The sequence below is a fragment of the Giesbergeria anulus genome (assembly GCF_900111115.1).
GTDB lineage: Bacteria > Pseudomonadota > Gammaproteobacteria > Burkholderiales > Burkholderiaceae_C > Simplicispira > Simplicispira anulus.
Map to the genome: position 1 here is coordinate 46,695 of NZ_FOGD01000011.1, position 25,691 is coordinate 72,385.

Below are 25,691 nucleotides of genomic sequence, written 5' to 3' on the forward strand. Positions count from 1 at the left end.
AAAGGCCAGCACCCTTTGGGGGCACTGGCCTGGTCAAATGGCGCATTCAGGGCGCGCAGCCCCTTAGAAGATCAGTATTCCCAGAAGATGCGTTGCAGTTCTTTGCTGTCATTGGTCTTGGTCAGGGCGACCATCGCCAAGATGCGGGCCTTTTGGGGGCGCAAGTCGTGGGCGACTACCCAGTCGTATTTGTCGTCAGGCTGCTCGGCATTGCGCAGCACAAAGCCATCGGGCACACGGGCCGAGCGCACAATTTGTACGCCTTCGGCGCGCAGGGCCTTGAGCGAGTCCACCGCTTGTGCGGCCACCGAGCCATTGCCGGTGCCTGCGTGCACCAGCGCCTTCACGCCTGCTTTGCCATAGGCGTTGATGGCCGTGGTATTCATGTTGCCGTAGCCATAAACGATATCCACGGCAGGCAGGGTTTTGATGTCGTCGATGTTGAATTCAGAATTCATGGTGTGGCGCTTGACTGGAGCGCGGAACCAGTAGTTCTTGCCCTCTACCACCATGCCCAGCGGCCCCCATTGGCTCTTGAAGGCTTCGGTCTTGATGTTGATGGTTTTGCTCACATCACGGCCACTTTGAATCTCGTCGTTCATCGTGACCAGCACGCCCTTGCCTGTGGCATCTTTGCTGGCAGCCACGCTCACGGCGTCATACAGATTGAGGGCACCGTCTGCCGACAAGGCCGTGCCGGGGCGCATCGAACCTACCACCACAATGGGCTTGTTGGTGTGTACCACCAGATTCAAGAAGTAGGCGGTTTCTTCCAGCGTGTCGGTGCCGTGGGTGATGACGATGCCATCGACATCAGCTTGCTTGCTCAGGGCCGAGACGCGCTGGCCCAGCTTGAGCAGATGCTCGTTGGTAAAGCTCTCAGAGGCGATTTGGAACACCTGTTCACCAGAGACCTTGGCGACGCTGGAGAGTTCGGGCAGGCCCGCCAGCAGTTTGTCTACGGGTACTTTGGCGGCGGCATAGGTGGCGCTGTTGGCTGCTGATGCGCCTGCACCAGCAATGGTGCCGCCGGTGGCCAATACGACCACATGGGGTTTGGCAGCTTGGGCCATAGCGACAGCCGACATGGCCGACAGCACGACGCCAGCAAACCAGCGGCGCGAGATGGGAGAGGAAATGTGCATAAGTAAGCTTTCCAGATGATGGTTCAGGCCCCGCCGGTTGGGCAGATGACCCCTGTCCGCCTGTTGAGCGGTACACCATCTTATGAGAAGTTAGCACCTACATAGATCAAAATCTGGTTGAATTTTGATGAAACTATCGTTTACCCCAAGCCACTGGGGTTGAGCGTGTTGCCAAAAAACAAAAAGCCTGCCTGCGCACTGGTACGCAGGCAGGTTATCGCAGTAGAGGCCGCACAATCTCAGCGGTTTATGGCTCCCAGCGGCGCAGCACCAAGCTGGCATTGGTGCCACCAAAGCCAAAGCTATTGGACAAGGCGGTGCGGATCGGGGCGTCGCGCGTCACTGTTACCAGCGGCATGCCTTCGGCGGCAGGCTCTAGGGTCTCGACGTTGGCCGAACCGGCAATAAAGCCGTCTTGCAACATCAGCAGGCAATAAATGGCTTCTTGCACCCCCGTGGCGCCCAGCGAGTGCCCGGTGAGCGACTTGGTGGACGAGAACGGCGGAATGGCATCGCCAAACACGGCGCGGATGGCCCGCAGTTCGGGCACGTCGCCCACTGGCGTGGAGGTGCCGTGGGTGTTGATGTAGTCGATGGGCACGTCCAAACCCTCAATGGCTTGGCGCATACAGGCAATCGCGCCCTCGCCGGAGGGGGCCACCATGTCTTCGCCATCAGAGGTGGCACCAAAGCCGACCACTTCGCCCAAAATAGTGGCACCACGGGCCAAGGCGTGCTCTAGGCTTTCGAGCACCACGGCACCGCCGCCACCGGCAATGACAAAACCATCGCGATTTGCATCGTAGGCGCGCGAGGCTTTTTCGGGGGTCTCGTTGTACTTGCTCGACATCGCACCCATGCCGTCAAACAGCAGCGCCATGCCCCAGCTCAGTTCTTCGCCGCCACCGGCAAACATCACATCTTGCATACCCCACGCAATTTGCTGCGCAGCCGCACCAATGCAGTGTGCCGAGGTGCTGCACGCCGAGGTGATGGAGTAGTTGATGCCCTTGATGGCAAAGTTGGTGGACAGGCAAGCCGACACCGTAGAGCTCATGCAGCGCGTGACTTGGTACGGCCCGACGCGGCGGATGCCCTTGCTGCGCAAGATGTCAGCTGCTTCGATCTGGTTGGCGGGGGAGCCGCCGCCCGAACCCATAATCAAGCCGGTGCGTGGGTGCGAGACCTGCTCAGGCGTCAGGCCCGCTTGGGCAATGGCCTCTTGCAAAGAGATGTGCGCGTACGCTGCGGCATCGCCCATAAAACGCAATTGCTTGCGGTCAATGCGCTCTTCGAGGTTGATTTGTGGAATGCCTGCCACTTGGCTGCGCAGCCCCAGCTCGGTAAAGGCAGGCATGGCGCGGATGCCTGAGCGGCTTTCGCGCAGGGATTGCACCACCGTGGCCCGGTCGTTGCCAATGCACGAGACAATGCCTGTGCCCGTAATCACTACCCGTTTTTTGCTCATGCTGCCAACTCCTTGCCATCGCCCTCACGCATGAACAAGCCTACACGCAGGTCGTTAGCGACATAAATTTCTTTGCCATCGGCCAACAGGCGGGCATCGCCAATGGCCATGTTGAGTTTGCGCTTAATCACGCGCTTGATGTCAATTTCGTAGGTGACGCGTTTGACGTCTGGCCCGACTTCACCGGTAAATTTGACTTCACCCGCGCCCAAAGCGCGGCCTCGGCCCGGCAGTTGCAGCCAAGTGAGGTAAAAGCCAATCAGTTGCCACATCGCGTCTAGCCCCAAGCAGCCGGGCATGACCGGGTCGCCCTGAAAGTGGCAAGCAAAGAACCACAGGTCGGGTTTGACGTCTAGCTCGGCCACGATGCGGCCCAAGCCGTGGGCTCCGCCATCGGCATCGATATGGGTGATGCGGTCAAACATCAGCATGGGCGGCAGCGGTAGGCGGCCACTGTCGGGGCCGAACAGCCGTCCTTCGCCCGAGGCAATCAGTTGTTCATAGGAAAAGGAATCTGCCATGTTCAATCGTGCTCCACAACAGCGGCGCTGCCGCTTCGGTTTTTTGTAGTCCGCCTGCGGGCGGTGTCAACCCTCGATTATCCCGCTACTACGGGCCTTGCGGCAGACCGTTGTGCGTGCCATGTCAGCAATAGCACCAGAGCGGCTAGCAACCACATGGGCCACAGCCCCCAACGCGCCACCCAAAAGGCATAGGGCGTGGGTGGGCCATCGTGCCCTCGCACCTGTGCAATCAGTACGGCGCGGGTGTGGCGTGGTAGCTGGTGCGTGACCACGCCCCGGTGGTCAATCACAGCGGTAGCGCCGGTGTTGGTGGCCCGCACCATCGGGCGTTCAAACTCTAGCGCGCGCATCCGGCTGATGTGCAAGTGCTGGTCAATCGCCAAACTGTCACCAAACCAAGCAATGTTGCTGAAGTTGACAAAAATAGTAGGCGCTTGCGCCGGATCAATAAAGCGGGCGGCCAGTTCTTCGCCAAACAAATCTTCGTAGCAGATGTTGGGGGCGATGCGTTGCCCGCGCCAGTGCATGGGCGGTTGGGCCAAGGCCCCCCGGTTAAAGTCGCCCAGCGGGATGTTCATCATCTCCGTAAACCACTTGAACAGTGGTGGGATGAATTCGCCAAAAGGCACCAGATGGTGTTTGTCGTAGCGGTATTGGGCCTCTGGGCCGGGCAGCCAGCCCAGCACCGAGTTGGTATAGCCTTGGCGCATATCGCCTAGCGGGATACCCAGCAAGGCTGCTTGCGGCCCGGTGCGGTAGTGTTGCTCTAAGCCTTCTAAGTAGCCGGGCAGCAGTTGCTGTGGCAGCAAGGGGATGGCGGTTTCTGGGGCAATGACCAAATCTGCCTGGGCGCGCTTGAGCTCTTGGGCATACCAGCGCAGCGCCAGTGGCACGCCACTGCCGGGCTGAAACTTCTCATCTTGGGGAATATTGCCTTGCAACAGGGCTAAGGTGAGTGGCTGGGTGGGCGGCTGTAGGGGAGGAGCGCACTGCTCCAAGGCGCAGTGGCGTTGCCAACCCAGCAGCGCCAAGCCACCCAGCAGGGCCACGCCCAGCAGCCCCGTGCGCAGGCGGCGCAGATCACCCCGCTGGGCTTGCACCGCCAGCATGGCTAACGTAGCTGCTACAAAACCAATGCCATACACGCCCACCGTGCGCGCCAACACGGCCAGTGGGCCATCGACATGGGCATAGCCGCTGGCCCCCCAAGGAAAGCCCGTCCACCACGTGCCACGGGCCAACTCGGCCAGCAGCCAAGCCGCGCCAAAACTAACGGCCACTAGCCCCCGGCTATTGCGTGGTGCCAGCCAAGCAAACAGCGCCAGCGCTGCCGCGTAATAGCTGGCTAAAAAACCGGCCAGTGCCAGCACTGCCAGCACCGCCAGTGGTGCATCCAGCCCGCCATAGGTGTGCATGGAAATAAATAGCCACCAGAACGTGCCCACCAACCAAGCGCTGGCAAATACACCGCCATACCAAGCTGCCAGCCGCCACGGCACAGGCGGGCGCACCAACCACGCCAGCACGGCTATAGACACCCATTGCAGCCCCCATAGGGGCTGGCCGCTGCTCGGCCACGCTAGCGAGGCCGCTTGTGCAAAACCTGCCAGTACAGCCAGTACACCGCCGCGCCACGGGCCTTGCAGCGCCGTGGGTATTGTCACTGGCGCTGTCACCGGGGTGTGGGAGAGGTGTTTGCCAGGGCTACCTTGAGCCAACGCACGGCCCCGCCCCGGGTGTGCAGCACAGAAAATTGCAGGCCGCACAGCTGTATCTGCTCGCCGCGCCGGGGGGCATGGCCCATTTCGTGGGCGATCAGGCCGCTGATGGTCTCGAAGGACAAATGTGCATCGCTGCTGCACAGTGGCAGCCCCAAGGCTTGGGCTAGCCTGTCTACCGGGGTATCGCCACTGACGCGGTAGGTTTTGTCGGGCAAGCCCAAAATATCGCCTTGGTCTTCAGGCAGGTCAAACTCGTCTTCGATCTCACCGACGATCTGTTCTAGCACGTCTTCAATGGTGAGCAATCCGGCCACACGGCCAAACTCGTCAATCACGATGGCCATGTGGTTGCGGTTGCCCCGAAACTCGCGCAGCAGATCATTGAGGCCCTTGGTTTCGGGCACAAACATGGCTGGGCGCAGCAAGTCGCGCATTTGCAGCTGTGGGTTGTGTTGCAGCTTGAGCAAATCTTTGGCGATCAGCACGCCCACAATGTTCTCTCGTTCGCCTTGGTACACCGGAAAGCGCGAATGCCCTACCCCAATGATGGTGGGCAGCAGGGCATCGAGTGTGGCATCTACCGGGAGCATGTCCATGCGTGGTGCGGGCACCATCACGTCGCCTGCTCGCACATCGGTTAGACCAATGACGCGCTCTAGCATCAGGCGCACTTCGGCGTCAATCAGGGCATTGCTTTCGGCCTCGGTGAGCACTTCCAGCAGCTCGGCCCTAGAGTCTGGCCCAGGGTGAATGAACTCGACCAGCTTTTGCAGGAAGGTGCGTTTATCTTCCCTGTCGGGCCAACGCGCAGAGTGTGGATCGGACACAGCCTTGGATGCAGGACGTGCAGTAGTAGTGAAAAGGATGGGTAGGATACCGGATGGCTGCTGTTTCGGGTATCTTTTGCTGCACGCCCGTTTATTCTGGCGATTGGTGGCGCGCTGCTTGCACCCCAGCCAAAAAGCGCCAAAACCGCTGCGCTTGTTGTTTGAGTCGGTAGTCCAGCTCGGCCCATTGCTGCTCTACTAGCTCGGTCATGCGCGAGTCTAGGGTGGCGGGGGGCAGAGTGAGGTAGGCTTCGGACTCGCAGCCGTCTTGTGTAATCACGGCCCCAGCATGGCGCACGATGTTGAGCATCGCACGGTTTTGCGTTAGTGCATGGATAAAAATCATGCGTACACCAGCGTTGCGGGCATGGATAGTGGCCCGTTCAAACAAGCGCGTGCCCAAGCCTTGCCCGCGCCCCTTGGGGAGCACCGAGACACCAAACTCAGCGCATTGCTCGTGCCCAGGGTTTTGTGCCAGCGCCAGATGGGCCATCGCAATCAGCTCTAGACGTCGGTTATAGACGCCAAAAATCTCATCCTGCTCAAAATTGAGTTGATTTACATAGCGGTGGATATGTTCGTCACCGGCGTAGTAGCCAAAACGCAGATAGCGGTCTGCTGGCTCTAATGCCAGCAGGTGGGTCGCGATGCGTTCGCGGTAGGTGGGGCCTAGCGAACGTATGGGCACCACCAAGGTGGGTTGGGGCAAGGGGTGGGAGGGGGGAAGGGCATCGTCGGTTTCCCGGTTGCTCACGGGGCGCAGCAGATCTATGCCAGCGTTCCAGGATGCCTTGAGCCAGTCTTTGGTCGGGATCATGCCTGTGACTTTAGGGGTTTTGCCACAACTCTTCAAGCATTTTTTGTTGCAGTGCAACAATTTTATCTATCTGAGCCAAGCACGGCGCTAAAGCCTTAGAATCTTGCCTGCTTGCGGCGTTAACTCAGCTGGATAGAGTACCCGGCTTCTACCCGGGCTGTCGGGGGTTCGAGTCCCTCACGCCGCGCCAAATCACCATCTCACAGCATTTCACGCCATATCAAAAGCCCCACCCTTCAGAGAGAGCGGGGCTTTTTTGTTGTCTCACGTCACTTTATAGGGCACCATGACAGACCAACAAATTGTTGGTTGTTTTGTTGGTTCCTCAGACCCGTGGCACCAACAGGAACCAACAAACACTCATGGGGATGGCGTACCGTGGCACTGACTGACAGTTTCATCAAGAATACTAAGCCCGGCGGTAAGCCTGCTGGGGACAAGCACAGCGATGGCGGGGGGATGTTCCTGCGTGTCAAGGCATCGGGCAAATACTGGCGCTACGCTATCTACGGTAAGCGCATTCTCCCCACTATGCTCACGGGAAAAAATCCCGCGCATAGCACCACTACAAAAACCTTAGTTACCAAAGCGCCCGTAATCAGGAAGCACTTTTCTTTTTTACGGTACTTTTGTAATTTTTATGCGGTTTTCATTGGGGAGCGTGAACCCCTTGTGCTCAAACGTTGAACAAGAAGTTCAGTACGTCGCCATCTTTAACGACGTATTCTTTGCCTTCAGCGCGCATCTTGCCCGCATCCTTGGCACCTTGCTCACCCTTGTACTGGATAAAGTCATCAAAGGCGATGGTTTGGGCGCGGATAAAACCGCGCTCAAAGTCGCCGTGGATCACGCCAGCCGCTTGCGGGGCTGTATCACCGACGCGGATCGTCCAAGCGCGCACTTCCTTCACGCCTGCGGTAAAGTAAGTTTGCAGGCCCAGCAGCTTAAAGCCAGCGCGGATCAGGCGGTTGAGGCCCGGCTCGGTTTGGCCCATTTCAGCCAGGAACATATCGCGGTCTTCGTCGCTCATTTCGGCCATTTCGGCTTCCATTTTGGCGCAAATAGCCACTACGGGGGCATTTTGGCTGGCAGCGTACTCTTGCAGACGTTCCAAGTAGGGGTTGTTCTCAAAGCCGTCTTCGGCCACGTTGCCGACAAACATGGCCGGCTTGGCGGTAATCAAGCAGAAGGACTTGAGCAGGGGCTGGTCTTCTTTACTCACCTCGACTGAGCGCGCGGGCTTGCCCTGATCGAGTGCCGCTTGGATGCGCGTGAGCAAGGCCACCAACTTGGCAGCATCTTTGTCGTTGCCCGATTTGGCTGCCTTGCTGTAGCGGTTGAGGGCTTTTTCTACCGTGCTCAGGTCGGCCAAACACAGCTCGGTTTGGATGACTTCAATGTCGGCAATCGGATCGACGCGGTTAGCCACGTGAATCACGTTGTCATCATCAAAGCAGCGCACGACATTGACGATGGCATCGGTCTCGCGGATGTGTGCCAAGAATTGGTTGCCCAAACCTTCGCCCTTGGAGGCTCCGGCCACCAGCCCGGCAATGTCCACAAACTCGACAATCGCAGGCACGATGCGCTCAGGGTCGATGATTTTGGCTAGGTCTTGCAAACGGGGGTCGGGCACCTCGACCACGCCGGTATTGGGCTCAATGGTGCAGAAGGGGTAGTTCTCGGCGGCAATGCCGGCTTTGGTCAGCGCGTTAAAAAGGGTGGACTTGCCAACATTGGGCAAACCCACGATGCCGCATTTGAGGCTCATGGCAAGGCTTTCAGGTAATCAGGGGAAACAGAAGTGGCGATTTTAGAGTCCCGCCACAAAGGCGAGTGCGCCTCCTACAATCGCCCCATGCCGCAAACCTTTGATGTCTGTATTCGTGGTGCCGGTGTGGTTGGTCACACTTTGGCGCTTTTATTGGCGCGCGAGAGGCTGCGCGTGGCGCTGGTCAGCAGTGCGCCGCCCTGTGGCCCTGACGTGCGGGCCTACGCGCTCAACACGGCCTCGCGCCAGTTGCTCGAATCCTTGCGCACTTGGCCCGATGCTGTTCATGCCAGCCCGGTGCTGCGCATGCAGGTGCAGGGCGATCAGGGCGGCGAGGTGCTGTTTGACGCCGCCAGCCAAGGCGCCGAGGCCCTGACTTGGATTGTCGATGTACCGGCGCTAGAGACGCGCTTGGCCGAAGCCGTGCGCTACCAGCCCCAAGTGGAACGTGTCTCAGCCCCAGTGCCTGCGGCCCTCACCGTTATCTGCGAAGGCCGCGCCAGCCAAACCCGCACTGAATTGGGCGTCGATTTTGAAGTAACGCCGTACGCGCAACACGCCATTGCTACCAGGCTGGTGTGCGAACTGCCCCACGGCCAAACGGCGCGGCAATGGTTCCACCAAGGCAGCATCTTGGCCTTGTTGCCGTTGGATGGTGAAGGAGGCCACAAAGTGGCCGTGGTTTGGTCAGTACCGGCAGAACAGGTGGCCGAGCTGCTGGCGCTGGACGACGACAGCTTTACCCAAGCCCTAGAGGCCGCCAGCTACGGTGAACTGGGTGCATTGCAATTGTGTGCAGCCCGTGCTGCGTGGCCGTTGCAACAAGCGCAGGCCAGCCGCTGGTGCGGCCCGGTGTTGCACCACGGCCAGCCCAGTACCGAGAGCTGGGTGCTGGCCGGTGATGCCGCGCACAACGTGCACCCGCTGGCAGGCCAAGGGCTGAACCTAGGGCTGGGCGATGTGCAGGCGCTGGCGCAGATTTTGAGTCAACGTGAAGAATGGCGCAGTGTGGCCGATTTGCGCCTGCTGCGCCGCTACGAGCGCGAACGCAAGGCCGCCATCTTGCCCGTGGGTTTGCTGATGGATGGCTTGCAGCAATTGTTCTCGCGCCCCGAACCGCCCTTGCAGGCCCTGCGTAACTGGGGCATGAACAGCTTTGAACGCAGCGGCCTGCTCAAAGACTGGATGGCGCGCCGTGCGATGGGTACGCGCTAAGACCCTGCTTTCCCCCGATACCCTTTTTTAAATCTGAATATGACCCTGATTCGTACCCTGCTGGCTGCGGCCAGCTTGGGCGTGGCTTTGACTGCCACCGCCCAAGAACCGGCAGCCATCCGCAAGACTTTGGTCGAGCGCATTCCGCAACTGGAAAAAATCGACGAAATTCGACCCACCGCGATGAAAGGGCTGTACGAAGTGCGTGTCGGCACTGATCTGTTTTACACCGACACCAAGGGCAACTTTCTGATTCAGGGCGAGCTGATCGACACCCAAGCCAGGCGCAACCTGACCGAAGACCGCATTAAGCAACTGACGGCGGTGGACTTTAATGCGTTGCCACTGCAAGACGCCTTTGTGACCGTGCGCGGTAACGGCAAGCGCAAGCTGGTGGTGTTTGCTGATCCCAATTGCGGCTATTGCAAACGCTTCGAGCGCGACCTTCTCAATGTGGACAACATCACCATCCACACTTTCCTCTATCCCATCCTCAGCCCCGAATCGGCAGAAAAATCGCGCAACATTTGGTGTGCTAAAGACCGCACCACCGCATGGAACGACTGGATGCTGCGCGACAAAACGCCGCCCGCTGCTAGTTGCGACACCACGGCCCTGCAACGCAATTTGGCTTTTGGCAAAAAGCACAAAATTACCGGCACGCCCACGCTGCTGTTTGCCAACAACCTGCGCATCCCCGGTGCTGTGGGTGCTGCAGAAATCGAAAAACGCCTGACCGAAATCGACGCCAGCGCCAACAAGGTCAGTGTGGCCCAGTAAGCGGTTTGTGATGTCTACTCCGCCCACACCTGCCGCCCTGCACTACCGCGTTGTGCTGGCTGATCTGCACGCGCATCTGTTTCATGTCACGCTGACCATTGCCCAGCCGCTGGCGGCACAGGAGCTATCGTTGCCGGTGTGGATTCCGGGCAGCTACTTGGTGCGTGAATTTTCCAAAAACCTGCAAAATCTGCGTGCTAGCCAAGGTGGGGAGCCTGTAGCACTGGTGCAGCAAAACAAGCAGCGCTGGCAAGCCGCCTGCCAGAGCGGCCAGCCGTTAGTGCTCGAATACGAGGTCTATGCTAATGACCCATCTGTGCGCACGGCCAGCTTGGATGCACTGCGCGGATTCTTCAACGGTACCAGCCTGTGCCTGCGTGCCGAAGGCTTAACGCAGCAGCCCTGCACACTGGACATCATTGCGCCCGCGTTATCCGCAGAGCAAGCCGCTTGGCAGTGCGCCACCGCCCTCACCCCGGTGCAGACCGATGCCGCTGGCTTTGGCTGCTACCACGCCGCCGATTACGACGAACTGGCCGACAGCCCGGTCGAAATGGGTGCTTTTTGGAGCGCCCACTTTGTGGCGGCGGGTGTAACGCACCGGCTGGTAGTGGCTGGGGCCACGCCCTCGTTTGACAGCAGCCGCCTGCTGGCCGATACCCAGCGCATCTGCGAAACTGCCATTGCTTTCTGGCACGGCGCAGAGCCACCGCCGTTCCAAAGCTATGTCTTTTTGCTGCACGCCACGGCGGACGGTTATGGCGGGCTGGAGCACCGCCACTCTACCGCCCTGATTTGTACCCGTAGCGATCTGCCCCGCCTAGGCCAAACCGCCGCCAGCGAGGGCTACACCACGCTACTGGGCCTGATTAGCCACGAATACTTTCATACGTGGAACGTCAAGCGGCTGCGCCCGGCAGAATTTACCCATTACGACTACAGCCAAGAAAATTACACCCAACTGCTGTGGTTTTTTGAAGGCTTTACCAGCTACTACGACGATCTGCTGCTGCGCCGCGCCGGGCTGATTGACGATGCCACCTACCTCAAACTGCTGGGTAAAACCATCACCCAAGTGCAGCAAACCCCCGGACGGCTGCTGCAAACCGTGGCCCAAGCCAGCCTCGATGCTTGGATCAAATACTACCGCCAAGACGAAAACACGCCCAACGCCACCATCAGCTACTACACCAAGGGCGCACTGGTGGCGCTGTGCCTAGATTTAACGCTGCGCCACGAAGGCCAAACCACCTTGGACGCGGTGATGCGCGCACTGTGGCAGCGCTGCGCCGGTGGCCCCATGACCGAAGCTGACTTGCGTGCTGTGCTGCACCAGTTGGCCGGGCGCTCTTTGGATGCTGAACTCGATGCTTGGGTACATAGCACGGCAGAATTGCCCGTGCCCGCCCTGTTAGCTGCCCACGGCATTGCCCCCGAAGCCGAAGAAACCCCTCCCGCCCAAGCGTTGGGCTTGCGTGTGACAGAAACCAGCGGTATTCGCCTGCAAAGCGTGCTGCGTGGCAGTTTGGTCGAACGCGCCGGTATGGCTGCCAACGATGAATGGCTGGGCCTAGAGGTGCAAGGCCAAGGCTGGCGTTTGCGCAAACTGGCCGATGTGGCCTTGTATGCGGGCCAAGCCACCCAAGTGATGGCGCTGGTGGCGCGAGGCGACCGCCTGCTACGCCTGCCACTCAAGTTGCCTAGCGCAGAGGCATGCACAACCGCCAGCCGTTGGAAGGTCAGCGATACGGTGCAAGCCAGCTGCTGGTTATCAGGAAGTTGAAACCAGCCTGTCTTGCAGCTTGGTTATATTGACAGGCCTTATTCCCCATAAACTCAGGAGATAGCATGACCTATGAAATGATTGAAGTGCGTGTAGAAGCCGAAAAAGTCGGCATCATCACCCTCAACCGCCCTAAGCAACTCAACGCCCTGAACGACCAACTCATGGACGAGCTGGGTGCGGCTCTCAAGGCCTTTGATGCCGATGAAAAAATTGGCTGCATCATCCTGACAGGCAGCGAAAAAGCTTTTGCCGCTGGTGCTGACATCACCGTCATGGCTAAGTTCACCTTTGCCGACGCCTACAAAGGCGACTTCATCACCCGCAACTGGGAAACCATCCGCACTATCCGCAAGCCAGTGATTGCTGCTGTGAGTGGTTTTGCCTTGGGTGGCGGCTGCGAGTTGGCCATGATGTGCGACTTCATCATCGCCGCCGACAACGCCAAGTTTGGTCAGCCCGAAATCAAGCTGGGCACCATTCCCGGTGCCGGTGGCACGCAACGCCTGCCCCGCGCCGTGGGCAAGTCCAAAGCGATGGACATGGCCCTGACAGGCCGCATGATGAACGCTGAAGAAGCCGAACGCGCTGGCTTGGTCAGCCGCGTGGTGGCGCTGGACAAGCTGCAAGAAGAGGCATTGGGTGCCGCTTTAGTGATTAGTGACTACTCGCAAATTACCGTGATGGCCGCCAAAGAAGCCGTCAACCGTGCCTTTGAAGGCACCCTGTCGGATGGTTTGATGTTTGAGCGCCGCCTGTTCCACTCGCTGTTTGCTACCGCTGACCAAAAAGAAGGCATGGACGCTTTCGTGAACAAGCGCAAGGCCGTGTTCACACACCAGTAATTTTTCGGCTATAATTTTGCTCGTTCGGTGATATAGCTCAGTTGGTTAGAGCGCAGCATTCATAATGCTGATGTCGGTGGTTCAAATCCACCTATCACCACCAAACAAGATAAAACCCGCCAGCTCAGTGCAGTTGGCGGGTTTTTTCATTGGGAAAATGGGTTAGCTACTGTGCAGGTTAGGTCAAGGCGGTACGCGGCCAGCCAGCACTAACTGGGGTAAAACTACTGGCGGTGGCCCTATGGGCAGACAACAAGCGCTGTAAGCCCTCTGCCATCTTTGCTGCTATCGAGCGTACACTCAAAGTCGAAGTTCACACCACGGTGGTGATGGCATAACGGCGCACGCCCATGACCGATTTGCACCCTATCGACCCCACAGTTCGCACCCAGATCGAGGCCAGCCTAAAAACTATTGAAGCCGACTATGGTGTGCGTGTGCTTTACGCCTGCGAGTCCGGTAGCCGGGGTTGGGGCTTTGCCTCGCCCGACAGCGACTATGACGTGCGTTTCATCTATGTGCATCCGTTGCCGTGGTACCTACAGGTAAGTGAGCACCGCGATGTCATTGAACTGCCGATTTCTGGCGAATTGGACATCAATGGCTGGGAGTTGCGCAAGGCGCTGGGCTTGCTGAAAAAAGGCAATGCCACATTGATCGAGTGGCTAGACTCCCCCGTGGTGTACCAAAGCGACGCCCATTTTTTGCACGCCGTGCGCGATGTGGTGCAGCAAGTCCACCGGCCTGAGCGCACATTCCACCACTATCTGCACATGGCGCGCAAAAATTACCGTGAATACCTGCATGGCAGCACGGTGCGGCTGAAAAAATACCTCTACGTGCTACGGCCTCTGTTAGCAGCTCTGTGGATTGAGCAAGGACGCGGCGTGGCCCCTATGCGCTTTGAGGCCTTGGCGCAAGCCATTGTCATCAATCCAGAGGTGCAGCAGGCCATTGCGCAATTGCTGCACATCAAACGTGCTGCTAAAGAGTCTGAATATGGTCAGCCGCTGCCCATCCTGAATACTTTTATTGACACTGAACTGACCCGATTGGAGTCCAGCCAGCCGCCAGCGCCACACGAAATGAATTTCTCGACTCTTGATGGTTTGCTGATGAATACTGTGCTGGCGCAGGATGCCATGCTAGGGGTTTCTCCCAGCGCGAGATAGCAGAGTGCATGGCTGCGCCCCGCCAGCAATCGCCCAAAAAGCCGCCCCATTGCAGCAGATACCTGGCCATTCAAACTGCGCGCTTGCGTTAAGGTTACATCGGTAAATCAGACTGCCCCCACCTCGCGGCAGTCTGCCGCCATTGATTGACCGGGAGACGCGCCATGCTTAAAAAATTCCATGCCTGCTGGCTGCTGCTGGCCCTGACGGCTGGGGGCATAGCCTGTGCGCAACCTTTGGTTCCATTGTCTGAGTTCACTGCCACCGACACGGTGGCCACCCCAGCCAGTGCGCAGGAGCCATCTGCCCTGTCCACCCTGCACGCCTATGCCGAAATGGGCCACCTCTTGGCACAATACCAATTAGCCCAGCGCTACTACAACGGCGATGGCGTGGCCCGTGATCTGCCACAGGCTGCCATGTGGTTTCAACGTGCCGCCGATTCTGGCGAGCCGCGCTCGCAATTGGCGCTGGCGCAACTGCATGCCAAGGGCGAAGGCGTAGCGCGTAGCGAACGCTGGGCCGCCTACTGGACGCGCCAAGCCGCAGAAAGTGGTTTTCGGGAGGCACAACTGCAACTGGGGCGTTTGTACGAACGCGGCCAAGGTGTGAACAAAGACGAATCTGAAGCCTATTTTTGGTACTACTTGGCCAGCGATGGTGGCTGGAGCGGCGACGAGGCCCTGCGCGAGCGCGAACGGCTGGGGCCACAACTGACCCATGTGCAGCGCACCTCAGCGCGCTATGCAGCATTTCATTGGCGGCCTCGGCAAGGTATGGTTGCACCTTGAGGTGCAACCGCCATTTTCTAGTGCCAAAATGTGGGCATGAGCCAAAAACCCGCACCCCAGACCACCGAGCGTCTTGCCTCCACCGGCACTGACACCCCCCCACCTCCTAAGGCAGTTGCGGTCAAACCCGCTGCACGCTCCCGGTCGCGCCGGGCTAGCAGTGGCGATACCGCGCCTGTGCTGAACACAGCTGCTGTGGCACAGCATGTGCCGCAGGAGGCCACCCTCGCGGCGCAAGACAGGCAAGTAGCCGCCATTGCTGGTTTGCTGAACAACGATGAGTTGCCCAGCAAACAGCGGGCTGCCGCGTTGCGTGCGACGCTGGAGGGGGCCTCGGCAGACGATTTGGCCGTGTTGCGCCAAATGTTGCTCGGTACCAGCGGGGCGACGATTGTTAAGGGGCACCCCGATGAGCAGTTAGCCTCTGATTGGCGCGAAGGCGGTTATCCCTACAAAAACCTGATGCGCCGCTCTACTTACGAGGCGCAAAAGTACCAATTGCAGGTCGAACTGCTGAAATTGCAGGCTTGGGTCAAAGAAACTGGCCAGCGCGTGGTCATTTTGTTTGAAGGCCGTGATGCGGCGGGCAAGGGCGGCGCTATCAAGCGCTTTATGGAGCACCTGAACCCCCGTGGTGCCCATGTGGTGGCCCTAGAAAAGCCCAGCGAGGTCGAGCGCGGTCAGTGGTATTTTCAGCGCTATATCCAGCATTTGCCTACCGCTGGTGAGATCGTGCTGTTTGACCGCAGCTGGTACAACCGTGCTGGCGTTGAGCATGTGATGGGCTTTTGCTCGGATGCCGAATACAACGAGTTCATGCGCCAAGTGCCTGAGTTTGAGCGCACGCTGGTGCGTAGCGGCATCCATCTGGTCAAATTTTGGTTCTCGGTTAGCCAAGCCGAGCAGCGCCGCCGCTTTAAAGAGCGCGAAGTGCATCCGCTCAAGCAATGGAAGCTCAGTCCGATTGACTTAGCCAGCCTTGACAAATGGGACGACTACACCCGCGCCAAAGAAGCTATGTTCTTTGGTACCGACACCGCTGATTCCCCTTGGACGGTGGTCAAGAGCAACTGCAAAAAGCGCGCCCGCCTCAATGCCATGCGCTATGTATTGCACAAGTTGCCCTACACCAACAAAGACCTCGACACCATTGGCAAGCTCGATCCGCTGATCGTGGGCCGCGCCCATGTGGTGTATGAGCGCGGCGAACAGCCCGGCTCGCTGTTGTAATAGCGTTGAGCCTGTCGTTTGGGTAAAGTTGCTACGGTGGGTGCCGTGGCAGCCGACACTATAGGTGGATCTTTTTTTCTTCACCTTAGCGAGGAGTTTTCTTATGGACAGTGTTTCTGCGGTTTCCTCTGTCACCCAACAGTCCCAAGCTCAAGCGGTGCGTGCCACCAAAGCCGACTCGGATGCAGACCAAGATCGCTCCAAAGTCGAAACCAAGGAGCAGGCTCCCACTCAGCCCCAGGTTTCTAAGCCGACGGCAACAATGGGTAACAATGTGAACGTGATGGTGTAATGCCATCGGGTCTGTTGGCCCGCAATACAACCCGCTACGTGCGGGTTGTTTTATGTGGCATGGTGCAAAATCGGGGTGGTTATGTTTCACTTAAGCACTTCTGTCTGCCCTTGTGGGCGTTTGTCTACACGTTCCCAGCCCTTAACGTACGTTAGCTGCTGTGGTCGTTATATCGAGCATTTCGATGTCACTGCCGCCCCTGATGCGCAGTCGTTGATGCGTTCACGTTACAGTGCCTTTGTATTGCAGCGTGTCAATTACCTCCTTGCTACTTGGCACAGCAGCCAGCGCCCCGCTACACTGGAGCTTGAACCCCAAGCACAGTGGTTGGGGTTAGAAGTGCGCGGCCAGCGCAGCGTAGGTGTAGACCATGCCGAGGTGGAGTTTGTGGCTCGCTACCGTGTAGCAGGCCGGGCGGTGCGTTTGCACGAGCGCAGCCGTTTTGTGCGCGAAGCGGGCCGCTGGTATTACGTCGATGGCGACAATGGCTGAAGGCGCGGCTGTGCCGCCACAGAATGCTTGCACTAAATAACAATGGGTAGCCATGACATTTGAAGCCGTTTTATTCGATTGCGATGGAGTCTTGGTCGATAGCGAACCCATCACCAACGGCGTGCTGTGCCAGATGCTCAACGAGGCCGGTTGGGCACTGAGCGCGCAAGAATGTATGCGCATTTTTCTGGGAAAAACGGTGCGCAGCGAGGCCGCTCGCATCCAAGCGCACACGGGCCGCCCACTCACCGATGAGTGGATGGCTGTCTTTTATGAGCGGCGCAATGCCAAGCTCAAGGCCCAGCTCAAACCTATTGCTGGCGCGGTAGCTGCCGTGCAGGCGGTGCATAGTCTGTTGCAAGGGCGCATTGCCTGTGCTTCAGGCGCTGATCGCTTTAAGGTAGAAATGCAATTGGCCCAAGTGGGGTTGGCGCAGTATTTTGAGGGTCGCATTTTTAGCGGCCATGAGATGCCCGCCACCAAACCAGCTCCTGATGTGTATTTAGCCGCCGCAGCAGCGCTACAGGTGCTGCCTTCGCGCTGCTTGGTGCTAGAAGACACCGTGACTGGCGTTACGGCTGGTGTTGCTGCTGGGGCGACGGTGATTGGCTACAGCCCTTCTACACAGAGCCATAGCAGTGCGGTGGCTTTACGAGCCGCTGGGGCGGTGGATGTGCTGACCTCACTGGCCGATTTGCCAGCCCTGCTGGGCGACTAGTCCTTAGCCACGGGTCTGCCCTTGGAAGCCGAGTTACACCACATCATCTATGCTCTGTCCGATGCGCTGGACTTGGTGGGTGTAGACGATGTGGCCCACGGCAAGCGGGTGGGCGTCATGGCCTGTGGCTGTGCCCAAACGCTGGGCTGGTCGCCCGCCGCTTGTGACTTTATGTTTGAGTTGGGGATGTTGCACGATATTGGCGTGTCCTCCACCCGCATGCACCAGCATCTGGTGGCCGAGTTTGACTGGGTAGGCTCCCAAGATCACACCATTTTGGGGCACGACCTACTGCTAGGGTTTGCGCCCCTGTCCAGTATGGCCTTGCCCATACGTTACCACCACACCTTGTGGAGCGTGCTGCAAACCCTGCCTGTGGCGTCAGAGGTGGCCTTGCAGGCCAATCTGGTCTATTTGGTCGATCGGGTAGATACCTTGGCAGCCCCTTACTATGCCAGCCATACGGCACTGTTTCATACTGATAGCATCTGTGCTGAAATTGCCCGGCGTGTAGGCAGCCATTTTGCTCCGCAGTTGGTAGAGGCGTTTATGGAGATCGCTCGCACGGAAGCCTTCTGGCTGTGGCTCGAACCCAGAGCGGTCGATCAATGCTTGCAGCAGCAATTGGCCCGCGCCCAGCCCGTGCCTGCGCATGGCCCAGAGATTCGGCAGGTGGCTGATTTGTTTGCCCGCATCGTCGATGCCAAAAGCCCATTTACGGCGCAGCACTCCCACGGGGTGGCCCGGCTGTCGTGTTTGCTGGCGCAGTGCATGGGGCTAGATGCAGAGCAATGCGACAAAATCGAAATAGCAGGCTTGCTGCACGATCTGGGCAAACTGCGCGTGCCCGATGAAATTTTAGAAAAACCCGGTGCCCTCGATGCCTATGAGCGCCGAGTGATTCACACGCACAGTTTTGAAACCTTTCAGATTTTGCGCAGCATTTTGGGTTTTGAAGAAGTGGCACTGTGGGCGGCCTATCACCACGAGGAGCCCGGCGGCAGTGGCTACCCGTTCCATGTCGATGGCCTGTTGCTCCCCTTAGAGGCGCGCATTTTGCGTGTGGCCGATATTTTTCAGGCGATGGTGCAAAACCGCCCTTATCGCCCCGGACTGACGGCGGCTGAGGCGCTGTCATTCATGCGCTCTTTGCAAGACGAGGGGAGGATAGAAGCGCAGATTTTGGATGTGTTGGAGGCCCAACTGCCAGCGGCTATGGACGCTGCCTGTGGCTGACAGACAAGCCTTTCCTGTAAAGTGCAGAGCAGTTACGGAGTGCATTCATGGCTAACACGGCAAAACCTGCGGATTTCTTGGATGCTCATCAACGACATTGGGATGATGCCGAGCACCTGTTTCAGAACGAACGGTGGGCCAATGCCGATCATTTGTACGGTATGGCAGCAGAATGTGGACTGAAACGGCTGATGATGAGGTTCGGGATGGATATTCATCCTACGACTGGCAGCCCCGTAGTTCGCGAAGACAGGAATCACGCCAACATCATCTGGGCTCGCTTTGAGAGCTACCGCAGCGGCAGGATGGAAGGTGTGGGCTATGAGTTGCCCACCAACAACCCTTTTAGCGATTGGGACGTGTCCGACCGCTATGCTCCTCGATCGAACTTTAATCAAGCAGAGGTACAGGCCCACCAAGCTGGCGCGATGGTTGTCTGTGGGCTGATAAAAAGGGCACAACGAGATGGGTTGCTATGATGAGTAAAAAATTTTTTGAATTATTTCCAGACCCTATACCAACCTTTGATCTGATTTTGCCTATCGTTGAAAGATGGCTACAAGAATATAAAGGCTCCTTAAATGGTTTTTTAAGCAGTGAAGAAGATTGGCTACTTATCAATCGAGATCTCAATGGGCGCGTGCGTTTGATCTTGCCAGAGCGAATCAAAGAAAGTGAGCTACTTCGACTTTGGAATCATCTGGCCTCAAATTTAATGCAACGTTTGGGAACACATGCTTCTCCCAATAACACTGGAATTCTTTTTGAAACCAGCCGGGAGCAAGCTTGCCAAGGGGCAACCCGTTATCCAGTGGATGGGTTCGCCAATGTGTGGGTGGTAGATCGACTGGCCACCGAAGCCAACTGGACGCGCATTGCGCCCGAAGCCGAGGGTACGTCGCGTATCGTGTTCTTTTCTATTAAGGGTGGCGTAGGTCGATCAACCGCTTTGGCTGCCACGGCATGGCATTTGGCACAGGCAGGCCAACGGGTATTGGTGCTTGATCTTGATCTGGAATCCCCCGGTTTGTCTTCCGCGCTTCTGCCACCGGAACGTCAGCCCATGTATGGCATCACCGACTGGCTGGTCGAGGACTTGGTAGACAACGGCGATGTAATTTTCGACAGCATGGTGGCGACTAGCAATCTTTCCCATGATGGTGAAATCCATGTGGTACCTGCGCATGGCGCGGAGCATGGTGAATACATTGCCAAGCTGGGCCGTGTTTGGATGCCAAAATTGCACAAAGACGGTACGCGTGAAGCATGGTCGGCCCGGTTAGAACGGTTGTTGCAGGCGCTAGAGGCACGAATCCAACCGGATGTGGTGCTAATTGATTCACGTTCTGGCATTGACGAGATTGCTTCTGCATGCATTACTGATATGGGAGCCAACCTGATTTTGCTGTTTGCATTGGAGGGCAATCAGACTTGGATTGGCTACCAGATGTTGTTTGAGCAATGGTTGCGTGCCGGTGTGGCACAACAAATACGCGAACGTTTACAGGTGGTGGGTGCTATCGTTCCTGAGCTTGATCGGGTCGAATACCTTGCTGGCCTGCGCGAGCATTCGTATGAAATTTTCGTTGATACGCTTTACGACGAAATTGCACCCATTCATGCAAAGGAGGTTGGACGTAGGCCTGATGGCACGTGGCAGGTTGATAGATTAAGTGAAGGCTGGAATTTTGATGAAACTGACGAGGGCGCTCCACACCATCCGTGGGCTGTGAACTGGCACCGTAGTTTTGCGGGCCTGCGCTCCTTGCAGGGGCGATTGGCTGTCATTGACCCCCAAGAGGTGCAGTCTGTATTTGGTTCGGTGATTGATGGTGTCAGCAGTGTTGTCAATCCAAGGAAAGCGTTATGACTCAAGCTCAAAAACTACGTGAAGCCATCTTGGCAGCCACCTTGGAGACCAGTAACTTTGGCGAAACCCCAAAGCCCGGAACCTTGTATTTGCCGCCTTCACACCTCAAAGCCTTGAGATTGGATGCCCATATCGTTGTGGGTGGCCGGGGTGTGGGTAAATCATTTTGGACAGCAGCACTGCAATCCGAACTGCTTCGTAACCAACTGGGGACAGTGGCATCAGAACTGCAAGATATTGAGGTGTTTGCTGGCTTTGGTAATCTACCGGCCATAGAAAATTACCCGAATGACGACATTTTTTCCAATTTTCTTGACGGCAATGGCGACCCTTACGATTTGTGGCGCGCAGTGGTTTTGCGCTGGGTTGCACGACGGGCCAATGAAACTATTCCCATCGACAGCTGGCCAAACACTGTGGAATGGCTAAAGTCTGACCCAGAGGCTGCTGCACGTTTGATGCAACGTCCACGCGATTGGAAGGGATTGATTCTCTTTGACGCGCTGGATCGGACAAGTTCAGAGTGGCAGCGAATGGATAATATTGTGCGGGGCCTGTTGCGCACTATTCTGTGGTTAAAAACCTTTTCTGGTCTATATGCCAAGGTGTTTCTGCGTGAGGATCAGGCAGAACGCACGGTATTTAACTTCCCAGATGCATCCAAGCTAACGGCAACTAAGGCCGAATTAACATGGGCTAGGCACGATTTGCATGGTTTGCTTTGGCAACGACTGGTGAATGCACCGGGTATACACGGTGAAGGTATGCGCCAAATCTGCCAGAGCGATGCGCTGGATAGTGTGTGGCATGTTGCCAAAGATATGAAATCCGAGTCCGAGGCACAGAGAAAAGCTTTTGAAACGCTGGCAGGCCCTTGGATGGGGCGAGACAAACGCCGTGGGGTGCCATACACATGGTCGGTTGGGCATTTGGCGGATGGACGTGGACAGACATCACCACGATCTTTCCTTGCCGCCATCCGACAGGCAGCTGAAGATTCTAGTGAACGTTATTCTGACCATAACTACGCTTTGCATTTTGAGAGCATTAAGCGTGGTATCCAAAAGGCTTCGGCGATTCGGGTTCAAGAAATGGCCGAAGATTACCCGTGGGTGCCCGATGTTCTTTCCGCCTTGAGCGGCATGAACGTACCTGTGGAGTTTGATGCTGTGCAAGAAAAATGGAGAGCGAATTTTCCTGCTGGTGCGCAGGAGATTAATTCTGATCGTCTTCCAGCACAACACGTTGATCGTGGCTGGGATGGGGTGCGTGAAGATTTGCAGCGTCTTGGCTTGCTAGAAACCAAAAGGGACGGTCGCATCGACATGCCCGACCTGTACCGTGTTGGCTTTGGTTTAGGCCGCAAGGGGGGGGTGAAGCCCCGGAGTTGAGGCTTTTGTAGGTAGCTGCTTATGCCCCTTGACGCGCACTGCGCCGAAACTCCGCTGGAGATTGCCCCGTCCAAGCGCGAAAAGCGCGGATAAAACTTTTGTCGTTGGTAAAGCCAGTATCGTGCGCCACTTGCTTGATCGGGCGGTCGGTGCGGTGTAGCAGGCTGATGGCGCGCTCGCGCCGTACCTCATCTTTCAGGGCCTGTAAGGAGGCCCCTTCTTCCTTGAGTTGGCGGTGCAGGGTGCGCGGTGACAGGTGCAGGCGCACTGCCAACGCTTCTGCGCTGTGGCTGGCACCGGGGTCGGCGGCCAGCACTTGGCGCACCCGCTGCACCAGGAGCCGGTCACGGCGGTATTGCAACACCGTCAGGGGCAGGGCACGTTGCAGCATTTGGCGCAAGGCTGCCTCATCACGAGCCAGTGGCAAGGCCAGATAGCGGGCATCAAAACGCAACACGGCGGGTGCAGTCCCCCATTGCACCGGCCCCGGAAATAACAAGGGATACACATCTTGGTGCGCTGGTGCCCGAAATGGAAACTGCGCCCCCTGCAACGGAATGCGCGAATCAATCAACCAGCAAGCCACGCCGTGGACATTGCGCAGCACCGAGACCAAGCAGAACTCGCGCAGCATGCCCAAATCTTGCCGTTCGGTTAAAGACAACGTGGCTAAACCATCGCGTGTTTCTAGCCGCAGGGCGATGGCCTCGGTCAGTAGGTTGTGGTGGCGGCACCAGCGCCTCAAGGCTACGCCCAGTGTAGGCGAGCTGATAGAGGCGCGTACCAACATGCCGTAGCTGCCCCAAGGCAGGCGGCGTTCAAACCAGCCTAGCGCTTCATCATCGAGGGTACGCATCGCTACATCAGACAGACGCTCAAACTGCCAAGCGGTAATGCGGGCCTGAGGGTTTTCCAGTTGTGTTGGCGCAATTTGTGCCTGCTGTAACAGCGGTGCCGGGTCGATTTTGGCCCGTTCACAGGCATAAACAATGGCTTGTACAAAGGCCATCGGCGTAGCGGCAGGGCCACTGGACAGAGACAGGGGTGAGGCCGCAGCAGCAGCGGAGCAAATCAGGGTTTTCACGGGTGCCAGTGTGGCCCAGCATGGCGCAATTTGCAACCCTACTGGCACCCGCTACACCACTAGAAGACGTATTCTTGCCCTATACACCGTCCCCTTTTTGCCCCGGAAAGACCCCCATGCCCGTTTTGCAGAGCCAACTCAACGCCCGCTCGGCTGACTTCCAAGCCAATGCCAGCGCCATGCGCACGCTGGTCACTGACCTGAACGCGCAAATCAGCACCATTTTTGCTGGTGGTGGCGAGGCCGCCCGTGCCAAACACACCGCACGCGGCAAGCTGCTGCCACGCGACCGTGTGCAAATGCTGCTCGACCCCGGCACACCGTTTTTAGAGCTGGCCCCACTGGCCGCGCTCAATATGTACAACAACGATGCCCCCGGCGCTGGCTTGATTGCCGGCATTGGGCGCGTTAGTGGCATTGATTGCATGATCGTCTGCAACGATGCCACCGTGAAGGGCGGCACCTACTACCCGCTCACCGTCAAAAAGCACCTGCGTGCCCAAGAAGTGGCACAGCAAAACCGCTTGCCCTGTATCTATTTGGTCGATTCGGGTGGCGCTAATTTGCCCAATCAAGACGACGTGTTCCCAGACCGCGATCATTTTGGCCGCATCTTCTTCAACCAAGCCACCATGAGCGCCGATGGCATCGCGCAGATTGCCGTGGTCATGGGGTCTTGTACCGCTGGCGGTGCTTACGTTCCGGCGATGAGCGATGAATCCATCATCGTCAAAAACCAAGGCACCATCTTTTTGGGTGGCCCACCGCTGGTCAAGGCCGCTACGGGCGAAGTAGTCACCGCCGAAGATTTGGGCGGTGGCGACGTGCATACCCGCCTGTCGGGGGTGGCCGACCATTTGGCGCAAAACGATATGCACGCGCTGGCGCTGGCGCGCAATGCGGTGCGCAACCTCAACCGCAGCAAAACCCCCAACCCCGCTGACACCGCCCCGGTGCCGCCGTTGTTTGCCGCCGAAGAGCTGTATGGCGTCATTCCGGTAGATACCCGCAAGCCCTTTGACGTGCGCGAGATCATCGCCCGCATTGTCGATGGCAGCGAGTTTGACGAGTTCAAAGCCCGCTACGGCACCACGCTGATTACCGGCTTTGCCCGCATTGAGGGCATGCAGGTCGGCATCATCGCCAACAACGGCATTTTGTTTTCGGAGTCGGCGCTCAAGGGCGCGCACTTTATTGAGCTGTGCTGCCAGCGCAAAATCCCGCTGGTGTTCTTGCAGAACATCACTGGCTTTATGGTGGGCCGCAAGTACGAAAACGAAGGCATCGCCCGCAACGGTGCCAAGATGGTCACGGCAGTAGCCACGGCCAGCGTGCCCAAATTCACCATCATCATTGGCGGCAGCTTTGGCGCAGGCAACTACGGTATGTGTGGCCGCGCTTACAGCCCACGCTTTTTGTGGATGTGGCCCAATGCGCGCATCTCCGTGATGGGCGGCGACCAAGCCGCGGGCGTGTTGGCTACCGTGAAACGCGATGGCATCGAAGCCAAGGGCGGCACTTGGAGCATGGAAGAAGAAGAAGCCTTTAAAGCTCCGATCCGCCGCCAGTACGAAGACCAAGGCCACCCCTACTACGCCAGCGCCCGCCTGTGGGACGACGGCGTGATTGACCCTGCCGACACGCGCCGCGTGCTGGCGCTGGGCCTATCGGCCACGCGCAATGCGCCGATTGAAGACACCAAATTTGGCATCTTCCGCATGTGATGGGATTGAGCATGACCGCCCTGTCTATCACCTACGACGGCCACCGCGCCACCATCACCCTGACCCAGCCGGAGGTGCGCAACGCCTTCAGCGATGAAGTCATTGCCGAGATCACCGCCGCCTTTACCGAGGTGGGCCGCCGTGACGATATCCGCGTCGTGGTGCTGGCCGCCGAAGGCCCAGCCTTCTGTGCCGGAGCCAACCTCAACTGGATGCGCCGCATGGCCGACTACACGCGCGGCGAGAACCTGCAAGACGCTGGCAAGCTGGCCGAAATGCTGCGCGTGATTTACGAATGCCCCAAGCCCACCATCGCCCGTGTGCAGGGCGATGTGTATGCCGGGGGTATGGGCTTGGTGGCAGCGTGCGATATGGCTGTGAGCGTGGACAGCGCCGGTTTTTGCCTGAGCGAAGTCAAGCTGGGCTTGATTCCGGCCACCATCAGCCCGTATGTGATTCGGGCGATGGGCGCACGCGCTGCCCACCGCTACTTTCTGACTGCCGAGCGCTTTGATGCTGCCGAGGCGTTGCGCACTGGCTTTGTCCATGCCGTGGTGGCCCCAGAAGCCCTCGATGCCAAGGTGGATGAACTGGCCAAGGCCATCACCGCTGCCAGCCCGAACGCTGTGGGGGCCTGCAAAAAACTGGTGCAAGACGTGGCCGAACGCGAAATCAACGCCGAGCTGATCGCTGCCACCGTCGAAGCCATTGCCGATATCCGTGCCAGCAGCGAAGGCAAGGAGGGCGTGCAGTCCTTTTTGCAAAAACGCAAGCCCCGCTGGCTGGCCTGACCTA

General features: G+C 58.1%; 25 protein-coding genes and 2 tRNA genes. 19 read left to right on the plus strand and 8 right to left on the minus strand.

From position 1 onward, the window contains the following. Positions 1 to 71 precede the first annotated feature (71 nt). From BMX55_RS13400 to BMX55_RS13425, 6 genes are all read right to left on the minus strand, one after another. On the minus strand, positions 72 to 1,145 hold the full coding sequence (locus BMX55_RS13400) for a type II asparaginase (protein ID WP_091458559.1): 1,074 nt from the start codon (positions 1,143 to 1,145) through the stop codon (positions 72 to 74). Positions 1,146 to 1,392: 247 nt separating this feature from the next. Continuing rightward, positions 1,393 to 2,613, minus strand: coding sequence for a beta-ketoacyl-ACP synthase I (gene fabB, locus BMX55_RS13405; protein ID WP_091458561.1), 1,221 nt, complete (start codon positions 2,611 to 2,613; stop codon positions 1,393 to 1,395). Continuing rightward, on the minus strand, positions 2,610 to 3,134 hold the full coding sequence (gene fabA, locus BMX55_RS13410; RefSeq protein ID WP_091458563.1) for a 3-hydroxyacyl-[acyl-carrier-protein] dehydratase FabA: 525 nt from the start codon (positions 3,132 to 3,134) through the stop codon (positions 2,610 to 2,612). The genes fabB and fabA overlap by 4 nt, the downstream gene beginning before the upstream one ends. A 77-nt stretch (positions 3,135 to 3,211) precedes the next feature. After that, positions 3,212 to 4,801, minus strand: coding sequence for an apolipoprotein N-acyltransferase (gene lnt / locus BMX55_RS13415; protein ID WP_245751456.1), 1,590 nt, complete (start codon positions 4,799 to 4,801; stop codon positions 3,212 to 3,214). A gap of 8 nt (positions 4,802 to 4,809) precedes the next feature. After that, entirely contained in the window at positions 4,810 to 5,685 is an 876-nt protein-coding gene (locus tag BMX55_RS13420; protein ID WP_091458564.1) for a CorC family transporter, read from the minus strand. A 91-nt stretch (positions 5,686 to 5,776) separates the two neighbouring features. Next, on the minus strand, positions 5,777 to 6,502 hold the full coding sequence (locus tag BMX55_RS13425; protein ID WP_091458566.1) for a GNAT family N-acetyltransferase: 726 nt from the start codon (positions 6,500 to 6,502) through the stop codon (positions 5,777 to 5,779). A 113-nt stretch (positions 6,503 to 6,615) separates the two neighbouring features. On the opposite strand from BMX55_RS13425, the gene BMX55_RS13430 reads away from it, so the two are divergent. Together BMX55_RS13430 and BMX55_RS16765 are read left to right on the plus strand one after the other, a co-directional pair. Beyond that, a tRNA-Arg gene (locus BMX55_RS13430) sits at positions 6,616 to 6,692 on the plus strand. A 188-nt stretch (positions 6,693 to 6,880) separates the two neighbouring features. Next, positions 6,881 to 7,189 carry an Arm DNA-binding domain-containing protein gene (locus BMX55_RS16765; protein WP_245751458.1) on the plus strand — a complete coding sequence of 103 codons (309 nt, stop codon included), beginning with the start codon at positions 6,881 to 6,883 and terminating at the stop codon, positions 7,187 to 7,189. On the opposite strand, the gene ychF is transcribed toward BMX55_RS16765, so the two are convergent. After that, the gene (gene ychF, locus BMX55_RS13440; protein WP_091458570.1) at positions 7,179 to 8,273 is read right to left on the minus strand and encodes a redox-regulated ATPase YchF; all 1,095 of its coding nucleotides are present in this window, start codon (positions 8,271 to 8,273) and stop codon (positions 7,179 to 7,181) included. The two genes, BMX55_RS16765 and ychF, sit on opposite strands and share 11 nt — an antisense overlap. Before the next feature lie 87 nt (positions 8,274 to 8,360). Here ychF and BMX55_RS13445 point away from each other — a divergent pair, with 87 nt between their 5' ends. From BMX55_RS13445 to BMX55_RS13515, 15 genes are all read left to right on the plus strand, one after another. Continuing rightward, positions 8,361 to 9,488 carry an FAD-dependent monooxygenase gene (locus BMX55_RS13445; protein ID WP_091458627.1) on the plus strand — a complete coding sequence of 376 codons (1,128 nt, stop codon included), beginning with the start codon at positions 8,361 to 8,363 and terminating at the stop codon, positions 9,486 to 9,488. A gap of 39 nt (positions 9,489 to 9,527) precedes the next feature. Then, complete coding sequence (locus BMX55_RS13450; protein WP_091458571.1) at positions 9,528 to 10,268, plus strand: DsbC family protein; 741 nt, start codon at positions 9,528 to 9,530, stop codon at positions 10,266 to 10,268. Positions 10,269 to 10,278: 10 nt separating this feature from the next. Beyond that, positions 10,279 to 12,051, plus strand: coding sequence for a M61 family metallopeptidase (locus tag BMX55_RS13455; protein ID WP_091458573.1), 1,773 nt, complete (start codon positions 10,279 to 10,281; stop codon positions 12,049 to 12,051). 65 nt (positions 12,052 to 12,116) lie between these two features. After that, the gene (locus BMX55_RS13460; protein WP_091458575.1) at positions 12,117 to 12,896 is read left to right on the plus strand and encodes an enoyl-CoA hydratase; all 780 of its coding nucleotides are present in this window, start codon (positions 12,117 to 12,119) and stop codon (positions 12,894 to 12,896) included. Positions 12,897 to 12,922: 26 nt separating this feature from the next. After that, positions 12,923 to 12,999, plus strand: a tRNA-Met gene (locus BMX55_RS13465). Between the two features lie 247 nt (positions 13,000 to 13,246). Then, a complete protein-coding gene (locus tag BMX55_RS13470) occupies positions 13,247 to 14,068 on the plus strand; it encodes a nucleotidyltransferase domain-containing protein (RefSeq protein WP_091458576.1) in 822 nt (273 codons plus the stop codon). 164 nt (positions 14,069 to 14,232) lie between these two features. Further along, a complete protein-coding gene (locus tag BMX55_RS13475; RefSeq protein ID WP_091458578.1) occupies positions 14,233 to 14,859 on the plus strand; it encodes a tetratricopeptide repeat protein in 627 nt (208 codons plus the stop codon). Positions 14,860 to 14,895: 36 nt separating this feature from the next. After that, positions 14,896 to 16,089, plus strand: coding sequence for a polyphosphate kinase 2 (gene ppk2, locus BMX55_RS13480; RefSeq protein ID WP_091458580.1), 1,194 nt, complete (start codon positions 14,896 to 14,898; stop codon positions 16,087 to 16,089). Positions 16,090 to 16,192: 103 nt separating this feature from the next. Continuing rightward, positions 16,193 to 16,381 (plus strand): hypothetical protein, encoded by a 189-nt coding sequence (locus tag BMX55_RS13485; RefSeq protein ID WP_091458582.1) that lies wholly within the window; start codon positions 16,193 to 16,195, stop codon positions 16,379 to 16,381. Positions 16,382 to 16,462: 81 nt separating this feature from the next. Continuing rightward, positions 16,463 to 16,873: a YchJ family protein gene (locus BMX55_RS13490; RefSeq protein ID WP_091458584.1), complete on the plus strand. Its 411-nt coding sequence runs from the start codon at positions 16,463 to 16,465 to the stop codon at positions 16,871 to 16,873. Between the two features lie 52 nt (positions 16,874 to 16,925). Next, positions 16,926 to 17,591: an HAD family hydrolase gene (locus BMX55_RS13495; RefSeq protein WP_091458586.1), complete on the plus strand. Its 666-nt coding sequence runs from the start codon at positions 16,926 to 16,928 to the stop codon at positions 17,589 to 17,591. A 21-nt stretch (positions 17,592 to 17,612) separates the two neighbouring features. Then, positions 17,613 to 18,827, plus strand: a complete 1,215-nt coding sequence (locus tag BMX55_RS13500; protein WP_218144504.1) for an HD-GYP domain-containing protein — start codon at positions 17,613 to 17,615, stop codon at positions 18,825 to 18,827. A gap of 47 nt (positions 18,828 to 18,874) precedes the next feature. Beyond that, a complete protein-coding gene (locus tag BMX55_RS13505) occupies positions 18,875 to 19,306 on the plus strand; it encodes an SAM-dependent methyltransferase (RefSeq protein WP_091458589.1) in 432 nt (143 codons plus the stop codon). After that, positions 19,306 to 20,697, plus strand: coding sequence for a ParA family protein (locus tag BMX55_RS13510; protein WP_177172912.1), 1,392 nt, complete (start codon positions 19,306 to 19,308; stop codon positions 20,695 to 20,697). The genes BMX55_RS13505 and BMX55_RS13510 overlap by 1 nt, the downstream gene beginning before the upstream one ends. Then, positions 20,694 to 22,088, plus strand: coding sequence for a hypothetical protein (locus tag BMX55_RS13515; RefSeq protein WP_091458591.1), 1,395 nt, complete (start codon positions 20,694 to 20,696; stop codon positions 22,086 to 22,088). The genes BMX55_RS13510 and BMX55_RS13515 overlap by 4 nt, the downstream gene beginning before the upstream one ends. 19 nt (positions 22,089 to 22,107) lie before the next feature. On the opposite strand, the gene BMX55_RS13520 is transcribed toward BMX55_RS13515, so the two are convergent. Then, complete coding sequence (locus BMX55_RS13520; RefSeq protein WP_091458629.1) at positions 22,108 to 23,097, minus strand: AraC family transcriptional regulator; 990 nt, start codon at positions 23,095 to 23,097, stop codon at positions 22,108 to 22,110. Between the two features lie 191 nt (positions 23,098 to 23,288). Here BMX55_RS13520 and BMX55_RS13525 point away from each other — a divergent pair, with 191 nt between their 5' ends. Then, positions 23,289 to 24,896 carry a carboxyl transferase domain-containing protein gene (locus BMX55_RS13525; RefSeq protein ID WP_091458593.1) on the plus strand — a complete coding sequence of 536 codons (1,608 nt, stop codon included), beginning with the start codon at positions 23,289 to 23,291 and terminating at the stop codon, positions 24,894 to 24,896. A gap of 11 nt (positions 24,897 to 24,907) precedes the next feature. Continuing rightward, positions 24,908 to 25,687: an enoyl-CoA hydratase/isomerase family protein gene (locus tag BMX55_RS13530; protein WP_091458631.1), complete on the plus strand. Its 780-nt coding sequence runs from the start codon at positions 24,908 to 24,910 to the stop codon at positions 25,685 to 25,687. The last annotated feature ends 4 nt before the right edge of the window (positions 25,688 to 25,691 follow it).

Excerpts from the sequence above, each read along its gene's own strand:
- BMX55_RS13510 (WP_177172912.1), top strand. The coding sequence starts at position 19,306 with ATGAGTAAAAAATTTTTTGAATTATTTCCAGACCCTATACCAACCTTT.
- BMX55_RS13475 (WP_091458578.1), top strand. The coding sequence starts at position 14,233 with ATGCTTAAAAAATTCCATGCCTGCTGGCTGCTGCTGGCCCTGACGGCT.
- ychF (WP_091458570.1), bottom strand. The coding sequence starts at position 8,273 with ATGAGCCTCAAATGCGGCATCGTGGGTTTGCCCAATGTTGGCAAGTCC.
- BMX55_RS13515 (WP_091458591.1), top strand. The coding sequence starts at position 20,694 with ATGACTCAAGCTCAAAAACTACGTGAAGCCATCTTGGCAGCCACCTTG.
- BMX55_RS13460 (WP_091458575.1), top strand. The coding sequence starts at position 12,117 with ATGACCTATGAAATGATTGAAGTGCGTGTAGAAGCCGAAAAAGTCGGC.
- BMX55_RS13450 (WP_091458571.1), top strand. The coding sequence starts at position 9,528 with ATGACCCTGATTCGTACCCTGCTGGCTGCGGCCAGCTTGGGCGTGGCT.
- BMX55_RS13470 (WP_091458576.1), top strand. The coding sequence starts at position 13,247 with ATGACCGATTTGCACCCTATCGACCCCACAGTTCGCACCCAGATCGAG.
- fabB (WP_091458561.1), bottom strand. The coding sequence starts at position 2,613 with ATGAGCAAAAAACGGGTAGTGATTACGGGCACAGGCATTGTCTCGTGC.
- BMX55_RS13505 (WP_091458589.1), top strand. The coding sequence starts at position 18,875 with ATGGCTAACACGGCAAAACCTGCGGATTTCTTGGATGCTCATCAACGA.
- BMX55_RS13490 (WP_091458584.1), top strand. The coding sequence starts at position 16,463 with ATGTTTCACTTAAGCACTTCTGTCTGCCCTTGTGGGCGTTTGTCTACA.
- BMX55_RS13525 (WP_091458593.1), top strand. The coding sequence starts at position 23,289 with ATGCCCGTTTTGCAGAGCCAACTCAACGCCCGCTCGGCTGACTTCCAA.
- BMX55_RS13425 (WP_091458566.1), bottom strand. The coding sequence starts at position 6,502 with ATGATCCCGACCAAAGACTGGCTCAAGGCATCCTGGAACGCTGGCATA.
- BMX55_RS13400 (WP_091458559.1), bottom strand. The coding sequence starts at position 1,145 with ATGCACATTTCCTCTCCCATCTCGCGCCGCTGGTTTGCTGGCGTCGTG.
- BMX55_RS13485 (WP_091458582.1), top strand. The coding sequence starts at position 16,193 with ATGGACAGTGTTTCTGCGGTTTCCTCTGTCACCCAACAGTCCCAAGCT.
- fabA (WP_091458563.1), bottom strand. The coding sequence starts at position 3,134 with ATGGCAGATTCCTTTTCCTATGAACAACTGATTGCCTCGGGCGAAGGA.
- BMX55_RS13455 (WP_091458573.1), top strand. The coding sequence starts at position 10,279 with ATGTCTACTCCGCCCACACCTGCCGCCCTGCACTACCGCGTTGTGCTG.
- BMX55_RS13495 (WP_091458586.1), top strand. The coding sequence starts at position 16,926 with ATGACATTTGAAGCCGTTTTATTCGATTGCGATGGAGTCTTGGTCGAT.
- BMX55_RS13445 (WP_091458627.1), top strand. The coding sequence starts at position 8,361 with ATGCCGCAAACCTTTGATGTCTGTATTCGTGGTGCCGGTGTGGTTGGT.
- BMX55_RS13530 (WP_091458631.1), top strand. The coding sequence starts at position 24,908 with ATGACCGCCCTGTCTATCACCTACGACGGCCACCGCGCCACCATCACC.
- ppk2 (WP_091458580.1), top strand. The coding sequence starts at position 14,896 with ATGAGCCAAAAACCCGCACCCCAGACCACCGAGCGTCTTGCCTCCACC.
- BMX55_RS13520 (WP_091458629.1), bottom strand. The coding sequence starts at position 23,097 with ATGGCCTTTGTACAAGCCATTGTTTATGCCTGTGAACGGGCCAAAATC.